The sequence below is a fragment of the Limnohabitans sp. 2KL-51 genome (assembly GCF_003063645.1).
GTDB lineage: Bacteria > Pseudomonadota > Gammaproteobacteria > Burkholderiales > Burkholderiaceae_C > Limnohabitans_A.
In genome coordinates this window covers 65556-77040 of sequence record NZ_NESJ01000017.1, presented here as the reverse complement: position 1 = coordinate 77040, position 11485 = coordinate 65556, and the positions used below count along the sequence as shown (strand labels likewise).

Annotated in this window: 13 protein-coding genes; 7 read left to right on the top strand and 6 right to left on the bottom strand. The window is 57.3% G+C overall.

What is annotated here, in order from left to right; genetic code table 11:
• Positions 1-317: 317 nt before the first annotated feature.
• Positions 318-515 carry a hypothetical protein gene (locus B9Z49_RS17095; protein WP_108354660.1) on the bottom strand — a complete coding sequence of 66 codons (198 nt, stop codon included), beginning with the start codon at positions 513-515 and terminating at the stop codon, positions 318-320.
• Between the two features lie 88 nt (positions 516-603).
• A complete protein-coding gene (locus tag B9Z49_RS17090; protein WP_108354644.1) occupies positions 604-2364 on the bottom strand; it encodes an MFS transporter in 1761 nt (586 codons plus the stop codon).
• Between the two features lie 351 nt (positions 2365-2715).
• Between B9Z49_RS17090 and B9Z49_RS17085 the strand changes: the two genes are divergently transcribed.
• From B9Z49_RS17085 to B9Z49_RS17060, 6 genes are all read left to right on the top strand, one after another.
• Positions 2716-4431, top strand: coding sequence for a GMC family oxidoreductase (locus B9Z49_RS17085; RefSeq protein WP_108354643.1), 1716 nt, complete (start codon positions 2716-2718; stop codon positions 4429-4431).
• A gap of 13 nt (positions 4432-4444) precedes the next feature.
• Positions 4445-4693 (top strand): DUF4212 domain-containing protein, encoded by a 249-nt coding sequence (locus B9Z49_RS17080; RefSeq protein ID WP_108354642.1) that lies wholly within the window; start codon positions 4445-4447, stop codon positions 4691-4693.
• A 291-nt stretch (positions 4694-4984) separates the two neighbouring features.
• Entirely contained in the window at positions 4985-5281 is a 297-nt protein-coding gene (locus tag B9Z49_RS17075) for a hypothetical protein (protein ID WP_108354641.1), read from the top strand.
• A gap of 92 nt (positions 5282-5373) precedes the next feature.
• Positions 5374-5889, top strand: coding sequence for a tetratricopeptide repeat protein (locus B9Z49_RS17070; RefSeq protein WP_233254680.1), 516 nt, complete (start codon positions 5374-5376; stop codon positions 5887-5889).
• Between the two features lie 83 nt (positions 5890-5972).
• On the top strand, positions 5973-6236 hold the full coding sequence (locus B9Z49_RS17065; protein WP_108354659.1) for a DUF4212 domain-containing protein: 264 nt from the start codon (positions 5973-5975) through the stop codon (positions 6234-6236).
• A complete protein-coding gene (locus B9Z49_RS17060; protein WP_108354639.1) occupies positions 6233-8347 on the top strand; it encodes a sodium:solute symporter family protein in 2115 nt (704 codons plus the stop codon). The genes B9Z49_RS17065 and B9Z49_RS17060 overlap by 4 nt, the downstream gene beginning before the upstream one ends.
• A gap of 104 nt (positions 8348-8451) precedes the next feature.
• On the opposite strand, the gene B9Z49_RS17055 is transcribed toward B9Z49_RS17060, so the two are convergent.
• Complete coding sequence (locus tag B9Z49_RS17055) at positions 8452-9090, bottom strand: 2-hydroxychromene-2-carboxylate isomerase (protein ID WP_108354638.1); 639 nt, start codon at positions 9088-9090, stop codon at positions 8452-8454.
• A gap of 171 nt (positions 9091-9261) precedes the next feature.
• Here B9Z49_RS17055 and B9Z49_RS17050 point away from each other — a divergent pair, with 171 nt between their 5' ends.
• On the top strand, positions 9262-9717 hold the full coding sequence (locus B9Z49_RS17050) for a universal stress protein (RefSeq protein ID WP_108354637.1): 456 nt from the start codon (positions 9262-9264) through the stop codon (positions 9715-9717).
• 59 nt (positions 9718-9776) lie between these two features.
• Here the strand turns inward: B9Z49_RS17050 and B9Z49_RS17045 are convergent, their stop codons facing one another.
• Genes B9Z49_RS17045 through B9Z49_RS17035 form a run of 3 tightly spaced genes read right to left on the bottom strand, consistent with a single transcriptional unit; the run spans position 9777 to position 11479 of the window.
• A complete protein-coding gene (locus B9Z49_RS17045) occupies positions 9777-10016 on the bottom strand; it encodes a DUF1289 domain-containing protein (protein ID WP_108354636.1) in 240 nt (79 codons plus the stop codon).
• Positions 10013-10567, bottom strand: a complete 555-nt coding sequence (locus tag B9Z49_RS17040) for a YbaK/EbsC family protein (RefSeq protein WP_108354635.1) — start codon at positions 10565-10567, stop codon at positions 10013-10015. Before B9Z49_RS17040 ends, B9Z49_RS17045 begins: the two co-directional genes overlap by 4 nt.
• A 3-nt stretch (positions 10568-10570) precedes the next feature.
• Positions 10571-11479 (bottom strand): hydroxymethylglutaryl-CoA lyase, encoded by a 909-nt coding sequence (locus B9Z49_RS17035; protein WP_108354634.1) that lies wholly within the window; start codon positions 11477-11479, stop codon positions 10571-10573.
• Between the last annotated feature and the right edge of the window lie 6 nt (positions 11480-11485).

Below are 11485 nucleotides of genomic sequence, written 5' to 3'. Positions count from 1 at the left end.
GCGCTGAAGGTCTCTACATAGCGGCGCTGGCCTTCGGCGTACAGCGTGTCAAACACCAAACTCGATTTGCCCGAGCCGCTGGGGCCGGTGACCACGGTCAACTCACCCGTACGGATGTCCAAGTCGATGTTTTTGAGGTTGTGCTGACGGGCACCACGGATGCGGATGAGACCTTGGGACATGGACGGGCTTTTTGGGGTGGAGGCCAAACATTCTAGGGCTCAGAACATGACAACACGCGCGGACAAAAGAAAAGCCACGCACAGGCGTGGCTTTGGTTTGAGGCACTTGACCGGGGTCAAGCACTCAGCGGCCAATTACTTGGCAGCGCTGGCGTCAGAGGCCGGTGCAGCAGCAGGTGCCGCAGGTGCAGACGCGTCTGCTTTGGCGGGCTCCACATGCACGGCGTCTGCGCCGTGCTTTTCACCGCTCATGTCCAGGCTGTCGCCGCCTTTGCTGATCACATACAAAGCCAAACCAGCAAAAATCACGAAACCCACAACAATTTTCCACATCATTCATCTCCAAAACTAAGAAGGCCCTCCACAGAGGGAAGGCCCAAAATTGAGCACCCGAGTCACCCCGGGATGCTGACAAGAAAGATCAGTCGTCAGCGTAGATGTCGACGTCTTTGGTTTCTTTGATGAACAAACCACCGATCACGACGGTTGCACCAGCGATGATGATGGGGTACCACAAGCCGTTGTACATGTTACCGGTCTGGGCCACGATCGCGAAAGCGGTGGTGGGCAACAGACCACCGAACCAGCCATTACCAATGTGGTAGGGCAAGGACATCGATGTGTAACGAATGCGGGTGGGGAACATCTCGACCAGCATGGCAGCGATAGGACCGTACACCATGGTCACCAACAACACCAAGTAGGAGAGGATGGCGATGACGGTCACTTTGTCGAACTTGGCCATGTCAGCTTTGACTGGGTAGTTGGCAGCCTTCAATGCGGCACCCAAGTTGGAGGCCAGCAAGGTGGCACCGGCAGTCTTCTCGGTGCCCAGGTCTTTGACGGACTTGGTGGCTGCTTCGATGGCCTTGGCATCTTTGGGTTCAGCAGCGTTCAGGGCAACCAGCTTTTCCTCAGCCTTGGCCTTGGCAGCAGCGATGTCTGCAGCAGAGTACTTGACGTTCACCACGGTCTCACCCACTTTGATGATGGCGGGTGTACCGGCAGGTGCCACTTCATTGACATAGCTCACCGAAGCGCCAGCCAGGCGTTGCTTGGCAATGTCGCAAGACGATGTGAACTTCACAGTGCCTGTGGGGTTGAACTGGAACGAGCACTCGGCTGGATCAGCAATCACCACCACTTGCGATGCGGCTTGGGCAGCGTACAAGTCTGGGTTAGCAGCCTTGGTCAATGCCTTGAACACAGGGAAGTAAGTCAAGGCGGCCAACAAGCAACCAGCCAAGATGATGGGCTTGCGGCCAATCTTGTCAGACAGGGCACCGAACACGATGAAGAAAGGTGTGCCGATGATCAAGGAGATCGCGACCATGATGTTGGCGGTGGCGCCGTCCACTTTCAACGCTTGTGTCAAAAAGAACAACGCGTAGAACTGACCGGAGTACCAAACCACCGCTTGACCCGCGGTCAACCCGATCAGGGCCAAGATCACGATCTTCAGGTTTTTCCACTGGCCGAAGGCTTCGGACAGAGGCGCTTTGGAGGTCTTGCCTTCGGCTTTCATTTTCACGAAAGCAGGCGATTCGTTCATGCTCAAACGAATGTAGACCGAGATGATCAACATGATGATCGAGACCAGGAAAGGAACGCGCCAGCCCCAGTCAGCAAAAGCTTCTTCGCCGATGATGGTTCGTGTGCCCAAAATCACCATCAACGACAGGAACAAGCCCAAAGTTGCCGTGGTCTGGATCCACGCGGTGTAAGCACCGCGCTTGTCTTGAGGAGCATGCTCGGCCACATAAGTGGCGGCACCACCGTACTCACCACCCAAAGCCAAGCCTTGCAGCAAGCGCAGGCAGATCAGGATGACAGGAGCGGCCACGCCAATGCTGGCGTAGTTGGGCAAGATGCCCACGATGAAGGTCGATGCACCCATGATCAGGATCGTGACCAAGAAGGTGTACTTGCGGCCAATCATGTCGCCCAAACGGCCGAAGAAGATCGCACCGAAAGGACGCACGATGAAACCGGCAGCAAACGCCAACAGCGCGAAGATGAAAGCAGAGCCTTCGTCCAAGCCACTGAAGAATTGCTTGGCAATGATCGCTGCCAATGAGCCGTACAAGTAAAAGTCATACCATTCAAAAACGGTGCCCAGAGAAGAGGCAAAAATCACCTTCTTCTCTTCCGCTGTCATCGGGCGAGCTGCTGTTGTAGCCATGAAGCTGTCTCCAAAAAAGAGTCCTCAACACGAGAACGTGCGCCGATTCTTAATGCCGGCACTTGCCCCTGTCTGACGGGCAACCAACATGGGCTTACATACCGGGTGTTTACCCTTGGTATTTTTTCCACATTGCAGGAAAAAGCCCTTTCCAAGGGTAATTACTTAATGCTGTTTGCTGCGACAACTTGAGCGTCGACACCCAATTTGGACGCCAATCCCTGTTGCGGCCTCAAAATTGAACCGTTCATTCGGATCGTCACCCCTGGCTCTAACCCTTCACCTCATCCATTACAGTCAGACGCACAGCGAACCTCGCTCAAGATATCCGCAGACCCCACGAACAAAATCATGAACGACAACACCTTTGACTACATCATCGTTGGCGGCGGAACCGCAGGATGCCTGCTGGCCAATCGCCTGAGTGCCGATGCCAGCAAGCGCGTGCTGTTGATCGAAGCCGGCAAAAAAGACGATTACCACTGGATCCATATCCCGGTGGGCTACCTGTACTGCATTGGCAACCCGCGCACGGATTGGCTGTACCAAACCGAAGCCACCGAGGGCCTGAACGGACGCAGCCTGCGTTACCCACGCGGCAAGGTATTGGGCGGTTGCTCCAGCATCAACGGCATGATTTACATGCGGGGCCAATCACGCGACTACGACCAGTGGGCGCAGATCACCGGCAACGACGCGTGGCGCTGGGATCAGGCACTGCCCTACTTCAAGCTGCACGAAGACCACTACAACGGCGCCAACGAATTTCACGGGGCCAAAGGGGCCAAGTCTGAACTGCTCGCCCCCACCGATTTGCCCAAAGGCGGTTATTTGCACACCTTGCGTGGACGAAACACGGGTGGCGAATGGCGCATTGAAAAGCAACGTCTGCGCTGGGACGTGTTGGACGCGTTTTCGCAAGCCGCACAGCAAGCGGGCATTCCCGCCACCGACGACTTCAACCGAGGCGACAACGAAGGCGTGGCTTACTTTGATGTAAACCAACGCAGCGGCTGGCGCTGGAACACGGCCAAGGCCTTTTTGCGCCCCACCTGCTATTCACGCCCCAACTTTGAATTGTGGAACAAAGCCCAGGTGAGCCAACTGCTGATCGAAACTCAGCCCAACGGCAAAAAGCGCTGCACGGGCGCTCGGGTCTGGACGGGGTTGGAGATGGTCGAGGTCAAGGCCATGCAAGAGGTGATTTTGAGTGCGGGCAGCATCGGGTCTGCGCAAATTTTGCAGCTATCGGGTATCGGACCTGCGGCTTTACTGCAAGGTGTGGGCGTTGAAGTTCAACATGAGCTTCCCGGTGTAGGCGCCAACCTGCAAGACCATTTGCAGATCCGCTCGGTCTACAAGGTCAACAACGCCAAAACCTTGAACACCCTGGCCAACAGCCTGTGGGGCAAGGCGATGATCGGCCTGGAATACGCCTTCAAACGCACCGGCCCCATGAGCATGGCACCCAGCCAGTTAGGTGCTTTCACCAAGAGCGATCCGTTGCAGCCGCACGCCAATTTGCAATACCACGTGCAGCCCTTGAGTCTGGAGGCGTTTGGCGAGCCGCTACACAGTTTTCCGGCCATCACGGCCAGTGTGTGCAACCTGAACCCGACCAGTCGGGGCACGGTGCACATCAAGAGTCCGCATTTTGAGGACGCACCGGCTATTGCGCCCAATTATCTGGCCACTGCCGAAGACCGCAAGGTGGCCGCAGACAGCCTGCGCGTAACGCGCCGCATCATGGCGCAAGACGCGATGAAGCCTTTTGCGCCTGAAGAGTTCAAGCCCGGCGTGCAGTACCAAACCGATGAAGAACTGGCCAAACTGGCCGGTGACATTGCCAGCACCATCTTCCACCCGGTGGGCACCACCCGCATGGGGCGCGATGACGACCCGATGGCCGTGGTCAATGGGCGCCTGCAAGTGCGCGGCATTGCGGGTTTGCGTGTGGTGGATGCAGGCGTGATGCCCACCATCACCAGTGGCAACACCAACAGCCCAATACTCATGATTGCCGAGAAAGCGGCGCAGTGGATTGGTGAAGATTTCGTGAACAATTAGCCGTCTTGATGTCATGACGTTCATTCACAAGAAACGCATTTTGACTGCGGTCCTCTTGCTGGTCTGGCTGTTGGTGAGCTTTGGCCCCAGTTTTTTTGCGCGTGATCTGACTGTGATGGTTGGGGGTTGGCCTTTGTATTTTTGGATGGCAGCGCAAGGCTCCATCCTGCTGTTCATCTGCATCGTTGTCATTTACGCATGGCTCATGAACCACTGGGAAGCGCAAGAGGCCGCTGCAGGCAGGCCCGTCCCCAAAGCCTGAACGCGCTACTTTTCCGCTGTAGGGCCGGGTTGATCGTTTGTCAACCCCCAAAAATCGACCCCTGTTTAATCGGTGTTTTCCCTTGTGTTTAGGGAACATCGACATCTGCAATCCAAGCAAAAAATGTAAGGTAGCCGTCAGGTACAACAACTTCTCCGAATGAAGCGCCAAAATCATCGCGGGAAAATTTTATTTACACACTTTTTAAAGGGTTTTAAGTCTGATTAGGTGGACAACAAGCCAATTTATAGAATCCCAAAAGTTTGTTTTGATCCACGTCAATAAAGTTCTATGTTGCTTGCCATTGTCATCGCCAAAAGTTTGATCGAACTTTCGCTCATGTTCATCATCGGGCGTTTTTTGCTGGGATTGCTGGCGGGCGCCAACCGTGACACCAATGTTTTTTACCAATTGCTCGACGTGGCTTCCAAACCAGCGCTTTGGTTCACTCGCAAAATCAGCCCCAAACTCATCCTGGACCGACACATCCCCTTGGCCACCAGCAGCTGGCTTTTGATCGCTTGGGTGGTGGTGGTGCAATTGAAGATCGAACTTTGTCTTGAGATGGGCATTGCGGCATGTCAGTGAAAACACATCTTCCATCAGCCCCATCGGACACCTCCAGCCGAAGCCGGTGTTTTTGGTTGCGTCTTCAAGCCAAAGCTTTTTTGGTCTTGGGCATGCGCAGCAAAGCCCACGCGGTGTTTCAAGACATCCTTGAAATCCATCCCCAAGATGTGTTGGCCCTCAACAGCTTGGGTTTTAACGAATTGAACGATCGGCACTTGGTTCAGGCTTTGGGGTTTTTTGAACGCGCCTTGGTGCTCACACCGACCCTCGCCAACGCCCACTTCAATGTGGGGTTCGTGTGTGAAGAATTGGGGCGAAGCCAAGAAGCTGAACACGCATTCAGAGCGGCCATTCAGATTGACGAAAAAATGGACCGTGCCTGGTATGGCCTGGGCTTGGTGTTGGTGCGTCAGCGACGGTTCGAAGAGTCTTTGGTGGCTTTCAAGCGCAACACCGAATTGCAATCCATGAGCCCCTACGCTTGGTACCAAATGGCCCGTGTGCACATGGAAATGCAGGCGCCCGAAAAAGCGCTGGAAGTCATTCGTCACTTGAATGGGTTCGAGCCCAAGGTGGCCGCCCAGCTGGTGAGAGAAACAGGCTTGAACCTGGACAGACCCGTTTGACTTCAGCACACCCCACAAGCGGGGGACATCCATTAAAGAAGTGACAGTCGGTAGTTTGGTTTTTCAACAAGAAGGAGATGAAGATGCAGCTCACTGCAAGGCACCAGGAATACTGGGGCAAAAACTTGAGAATCACGGGGCTTTTGCTGGCCTTGTGGTTCTTGGTCACGTTTGTACTTTTGTACTTTGCGCGTGACTTGACGTTCAGCTTTTTTGGCTGGCCATTTTCGTTTTGGGTCGCAGCCCAAGGCGCACTGATCGTTTATTGCCTGATCATTTGGTACTACGCACGCTACATGAATAACCTTGACAGGGAATATGGCGTTGCAGAAGGAGAAGAGTCATGAGCGTATTTGACGGAACGGGGCAAACCCAAAGCCAGTTTCAGAAGTCTCTGAACAAAGTCTTCCTTTTCTACGGCGGTGGCTTTGCGGCCTTCGTCATCGTGCTCGGCATCCTCGAGCAAATGGGCATGCCCAAAGAGTACATCGGCTACGCCTTCCTGGCAGCCACCGTGCTCTTGTACGGCGGCATTGGTGTGATCAGCCGGACCAACGACGCAGCCGAGTACTACGTGGCCGGCCGACGTGTGCCTGCCATCTATAACGGCATGGCCACCGGCTCTGACTGGATGTCGGCGGCTTCCTTCATCGGTATGGCCGGAACGCTCTACCTGACCGGTTACGGCGGTTTGGCCTTCATCTTGGGCTGGACAGGCGGTTACTGTTTGGTGGCTTTGTTCCTGGCGCCTTACCTGCGCAAGTTTGGCCAGTTCACCATCCCTGACTTTTTGGGCGCACGCTACGGCGGCAACATGGCTCGCCTGATTGGCGTGTTTGCGGCCATCTTGGTGTCCTTCGTATACGTCGTGGCGCAGATCTTCGGCGTGGGCTTGATCACAGCCCGCCTAACCGGTCTGTCCTTCGATGTGGGCGTGTATGTCGGTTTGGCCGGTATTTTGGTCTGCTCGTTCTTGGGCGGTATGCGCGCAGTGACCTGGACCCAGGTGGCGCAATACCTGATCTTGATCGTGGCTTACATGATCCCCGTGGTCTGGCTGTCGGTGAAACACACCAGCAACCCAGTGCCCCAGATCTCTTATGGCTATCTGCTTGAAAAAGTGAGTGCCAAAGAAGAGCAACTGCTGAAAGACCCCAAAGAACTCGAAGTTCGCGGTATCTTCAAAGCACGTGCCGATGCAGCCGCTGAAAAGCTGAAAGATGTGCCAGCAGCCCTTGCCGCGGACAAAGAAGCCGCCACCAAAAAGCTGGAGGAGCTGAAGACCGCCAACGCGCCCGCAGCAGACATCAAGGCCGCTGAAACGGCTTTGGCGGCTCTGCCAAAAGACGAAGCAGCTGCCAAAGCGGCCTATACAGCTGCGCGTGCTGCCAATGCACCACGTGCCAACCCACCCCTGCGTCATGCCGAGCCTTTCCCAGGCAAGGACGATGCCGCTCGAGATGTGGCCCGTAAGAACTTCTTGGCTCTGGTCTTCTGCTTGATGATCGGTACGGCTGCGCTGCCGCACATCCTGATGCGCTTTTACACCGTGCCTTCGGTGCGTGAAGCGCGTGAGTCGGTGGCCTGGTCGCTGTTCTTCATCTCTTTGTTGTACTTCACAGCGCCTGCTTTGGCGGTGTTGGTCAAGTTCGACATCTACACCCTCTTGGTCGGCACACCGTTTGACCAGTTGCCCGGATGGATTGCACGCTGGAACGTGGTCGACCCCACGCTGATGGCGGTGTCTGACATCAACAAAGATGGCATCTTGCAGTTGGCGGAAATCCGATTGGGTGGTGACATCATCGTGTTGGCCACACCTGAAATCGGCGGCTTGCCGTTCGTGATTTCTGGTTTGGTGGCGGCCGGTGGTTTGGCTGCGGCCTTGTCCACGGCCGATGGTCTGCTGCTGACCATCGCCAACGCCTTGTCGCACGACGTGTACTACAAAGTGATTGACCCCAACGCCTCAGCCAGCCGTCGCGTGGCGCTGTCCAAAGCCATTTTGGTGTTCGTGGCCTTGGCGGCCGCCTATGTCGCATCGCTGCGCATGGCGGACATTTTGTTCTTGGTGTCTGCGGCCTTCTCGTTCGCTGCGGCAGCCTTCTTCCCTGCGTTGACCCTGGGCATTTTCTGGAAGCGTGCCAACAAGTGGGGCGCTTCGCTGGGCATGGTGGCCGGCTTGGGCATCTCGTTCTACTACATGGCCAAGACCCATCCCTGGATGTACGGCTTGTTCCACAATGGTTCGCTGACCCCAGAAATCCTGAAGGCCAACACCTGGTGGGACATTGCCCCCATCTCGGCCGGTATCTTCGGCGTGCCCCTGGGCTTTGCAGTGATCATCGTTGTGTCGCTGCTGACCAAAGCACCCGACCAAGAAGTTCAGGACATGGTCGAGAATGTTCGCTTCCCAAGCTTTGACGGCTCGACCTCTCAAGGGACTGCGATGCACTGACAGGTCTATGTTGGCAAGACCTGTCTTGCCAACCTGAACCCTTCCAACTAAAAACCCGATCGCGTCATGCGATCGGGTTTTTTTCATTGGCGAAGTGGGTCAGGTCATGCGCGCCTGACACCCACCCCGCACTGCGCCGGGGCCTGCCAATCTGGGCCGTCAAACCAGGCATCGCCCTGCAAGTAAGCGCGCAGCATGGGCAAGGCGTCTTGCCCCCAAAACAATTTGTCGTCGACCCGGAAGCTGGGCACGCCAAACACGCCCAGCGCCAGCGCTTCGTCGGTGTGTGCCTGCAAGGCCTGCTTGACCTCGGCGCTGGCTGCGTCCCTGGCGGGCCTGAGGTGGGCTGCTAACTGCGCCAGGCGCTGCGTGTCGGCAGCGTCCTCGCCCGCACACCAGACATGGCGAAACACCTGCTCGCACACGTAGCGATTGGGCTGACCATCGGCATCGCACGCGGTGGCCAGTCGCAACAAGCCCAGCGGGTTGAAGGGGTGCAGGGTCGGCAACTGCAAAGGCGTGCCCTGCTGCCTTGCCTGCCACAGCACCTGTCGATACGTCCAGTCGCGCTTGGCAGCAATTTCCGCCGGTCCCAGCTGCCCGTGGTGCTTGAGCATGGCGGCAAACAACACCGGCTTGTGCACCACCCGGTGGCTGATGCCTTCCAATGCCCGCGGCAGGGCGTCAAACCCAAGCCATGCATAGGGCGAGATGAAGTCAAGATAGAAGTGGATGGTTTTCATAAGGGCCTGCCGGTGTGGGGTGTCTCTCTCAACGCCTTGTTTTTGGCCCAAGTCTATAGGGTCAACACCAACTTGCGCGGGCCATCTTGTCCTTAGAATGAATTGGCATGAACAGGTGACCAAAACCCCCACACTGGGCCAGAGTCACCCGCAGCACCTCAAGGAGACCCCATGTACAAACACATCATCCTGGCTTATGACGGTTCCATCACTGGGCAAAAGGCCTTGCTCGAACTCGAGGAGCTGGCGCACTGGGGCCAGCCCCGCCTGACCCTGGTGGCGGTGGCGCCCAACCCGCTGGATGTGGGTTCGATGGAGATGGGCTATTACGCCTCGGCCAACCAAGGGCCACTGGAAGAAACCCTGGCTGCGCAACTGGCCCAAGGCGTGCACACCCTGAAAGCCATGGGTTACACGGTTCAGGGCGAGGTGCTCAAGGGTGAGGTGATCCGCGAGTTGTCGGGCTTTGCCGAGCGTGTGGGGGCCGACCTGATCGTGGTCGGTCACAAGCATGAACCCAACCTGCTGCGCCGCTGGTGGAGCGGCTCCACCGCCAAATCGCTGGTGGAAGAATCACCCTGCAATGTCTTGATTGTGGTGGACCGAAGCCAGGCAGAGGCACCCTGAGGACGGCCCAAGCGCCCATTTGTTGGGCGAATGAACGCCTTTTCCGGTTTTGCTCGCGTTCAGGTCGTCCCGCTCACGCCCGTCAGGCGCTGCAGTATGCGCTGCCAGACCTGGCGCTTGGCCTCATCTGAAATGCGGCTCCAAACACCGATTTCTTCTAGGCTACGCCAACACCCTGCGCACACCTCAGTCTGCGGGTCCATGACGCAAACAGACAAACAAGGCGAAGGCACATTGGGCTGGGGCTGGGTCAGCACCTGCTCAGCGCGCTGAACCAGCAGCTTGATGTGCGCATTCATAGGGCCACCTTCGTCATGCTCAGGTGCACAGGGCTCTCCTGAGCCCTGTCATCTCTGCTGCCCTGGACCACATCGGCAGGACTGGCCTGGGTCAAATCGGGCAAGTCCTGGGGTCGCAAGCGAAACACGCCGTGAGGATGTCCGGCAGCGGCCCAGACTTCTTCGAAGCGCCACAGGTCCTGGTCGAGCAAGGTCACAGGTGGGCTCAGGTGCGCCACGGGGGACACGCCGCCAATCGTGAAGCCCGTGTGGGCCTTGACGAAATCGGCATCGGCACGACCGATCTTACCGACCAGGGCGGCGACTTTTTTCTCGTCCACGCGCCGGTCGCCCGAGGTGACCACCAGCACAGCCACACCGTCTTCCTTGCGCTTGAAGATCACGCTCTTGGCGATCTGGCCCAACTGCACACCCAGGCCATCGGCGGCCTCTTGTGCAGTTCGGGCCGCCCCATCGAGCATGACCGGTGCATGGGGGTGATGGGCATCTTGCAAAGCCCTGGCGACGCGTTGCACGCCTTCGGGCAGCGCATGAAGTTCTGCACCGCACATGGCTCAGCCCGCCCGCTTGTTGAGGATGGCTTTGGCCACATTCGAGTTGGGTTTGCGGCCCAAAAAGTCACTGATGAAGGCTCCCGCATCGACCAATTTGTCCAAGTCAATGCCGGTGGCAATGCCCATGCCATGCAGCATGTACACCACGTCTTCGGTGGCCACATTGCCCGTGGCCCCCTTGGCGTAAGGGCAGCCGCCCAGGCCCGCCACAGAGGACTGGAAATTCCACACGCCCATTTGCAGCGCCGCCAGCGTGTTGGCCAGTGCCTGACCGTAAGTGTCGTGAAAATGGCCGCAGATGTGGTCGATATCGAAATGTTGCATGGTGGCCTCGATGGCCTTTTGCACCTTGAGCGGCGTCCCCGTGCCAATGGTGTCGGCCATGTCCACGCGCTGCACGCCGATCTGCTTCATCAAACTGGCCAGATGGGCCACGCTGGCCGCAGGCACATCGCCCTCATAAGGGCAACCTACTGAACAACTCATCGCACCCCGCACCGCCATGCCCGCCGCCAACGCCGCTTGCACCACAGGCGCAAAGCGTTCCATGCTTTCTTCGATCGAGCAGTTGATGTTCTTTTGGCTGAACGCTTGGCTGGCAGCACCAAACACCACGATCTCATCCGGGCGCGAAGCTACCGCCGCCTGGAAACCCACCATGTTGGGCGTGAGCACCGAGTAAAGCACCCCCGCCTGGCGCTGGATGCCGGCCATCACTTCGGCGTTGTCAGCCATCTGGGGCACCCACTTGGGGCTGACGAAGCTGGTGACCTCGATCTCGGTCAGGCCTGCGGCCTGCAAGCGGTGGACCAGTTCGATCTTGACCGCCGCAGCTACGGGTTGCTTTTCATTTTGTAAGCCGTCGCGGGGGCCGACGTCGATGAGTTGAACGCGTGAGGGAATATTCATGGGGTT

Excerpts from the sequence above, each read along its gene's own strand:
- B9Z49_RS17095 (WP_108354660.1), bottom strand. The coding sequence starts at position 515 with ATGTGGAAAATTGTTGTGGGTTTCGTGATTTTTGCTGGTTTGGCTTTG.
- B9Z49_RS17090 (WP_108354644.1), bottom strand. The coding sequence starts at position 2,364 with ATGGCTACAACAGCAGCTCGCCCGATGACAGCGGAAGAGAAGAAGGTG.
- B9Z49_RS17085 (WP_108354643.1), top strand. The coding sequence starts at position 2,716 with ATGAACGACAACACCTTTGACTACATCATCGTTGGCGGCGGAACCGCA.
- B9Z49_RS17080 (WP_108354642.1), top strand. The coding sequence starts at position 4,445 with ATGACGTTCATTCACAAGAAACGCATTTTGACTGCGGTCCTCTTGCTG.
- B9Z49_RS17075 (WP_108354641.1), top strand. The coding sequence starts at position 4,985 with ATGTTGCTTGCCATTGTCATCGCCAAAAGTTTGATCGAACTTTCGCTC.
- B9Z49_RS17070 (WP_233254680.1), top strand. The coding sequence starts at position 5,374 with ATGCGCAGCAAAGCCCACGCGGTGTTTCAAGACATCCTTGAAATCCAT.
- B9Z49_RS17065 (WP_108354659.1), top strand. The coding sequence starts at position 5,973 with ATGCAGCTCACTGCAAGGCACCAGGAATACTGGGGCAAAAACTTGAGA.
- B9Z49_RS17060 (WP_108354639.1), top strand. The coding sequence starts at position 6,233 with ATGAGCGTATTTGACGGAACGGGGCAAACCCAAAGCCAGTTTCAGAAG.
- B9Z49_RS17055 (WP_108354638.1), bottom strand. The coding sequence starts at position 9,090 with ATGAAAACCATCCACTTCTATCTTGACTTCATCTCGCCCTATGCATGG.
- B9Z49_RS17050 (WP_108354637.1), top strand. The coding sequence starts at position 9,262 with ATGTACAAACACATCATCCTGGCTTATGACGGTTCCATCACTGGGCAA.
- B9Z49_RS17045 (WP_108354636.1), bottom strand. The coding sequence starts at position 10,016 with ATGAATGCGCACATCAAGCTGCTGGTTCAGCGCGCTGAGCAGGTGCTG.
- B9Z49_RS17040 (WP_108354635.1), bottom strand. The coding sequence starts at position 10,567 with ATGTGCGGTGCAGAACTTCATGCGCTGCCCGAAGGCGTGCAACGCGTC.
- B9Z49_RS17035 (WP_108354634.1), bottom strand. The coding sequence starts at position 11,479 with ATGAATATTCCCTCACGCGTTCAACTCATCGACGTCGGCCCCCGCGAC.